The organism is Caballeronia sp. LZ024 (assembly GCF_031451455.1).
GTDB classification, from domain to species: Bacteria; Pseudomonadota; Gammaproteobacteria; order Burkholderiales; family Burkholderiaceae; genus Caballeronia; species Caballeronia telluris.
Genome location: NZ_JARUXL010000061.1, coordinates 1 through 467 on the forward strand (window position 1 = coordinate 1; position 467 = coordinate 467).

The 467-nt window shown below is 60.0% G+C and carries 1 protein-coding gene; it reads left to right on the forward strand.

Going from position 1 to position 467, the window contains the following annotated elements:
- Window positions 1–28: 28 nt before the first annotated feature.
- On the forward strand, window positions 29–467 hold a 439-nt coding region (locus QCE48_RS31750; protein ID WP_309794513.1), incomplete at its 3' end, for a nucleoside 2-deoxyribosyltransferase.

A 467-nucleotide genomic window follows, 5' to 3' on the forward strand; every position in this document is an offset into this window, starting at 1 on the left:
GAATCCGACTCAATCACAACGACGCGTTATGGAGATGCTTGACCGAGGGCTTTCCGCCGAACATGTGGCGGCAGAACTGGGAAAAAGCGTTCTAGCGGTTAAACGACAGATCGCGCGCTTGAAACGGCGAGTGCGCGACGGAAAGATCGCGCCGGCGCCCTTGCCTATCGAGCGCGCTGCGAATCAGCCGCTCATCTACCTCGCAGGTTTCGACGTCTTTCGTCGCGACGCGAAGGAACATGGCGAGCATCTGAAGCAACTCTGCCGCGATCGCGGCTTCGTTGGTCTCTATCCACTCGACGGGCAAGTGCCCTCCTCGCTTCGAGGGCGAGACGCTGCACGATGGATATATGCCGCGAACATCGAACTGATCCGGTCGGCCGATATCGTGATGGCGAACCTGGACGACTTTCGTGGTGCAGGCGAACCAGACAGCGGCACCGCGTTCGAAGTCGGCTTCGCTGTCG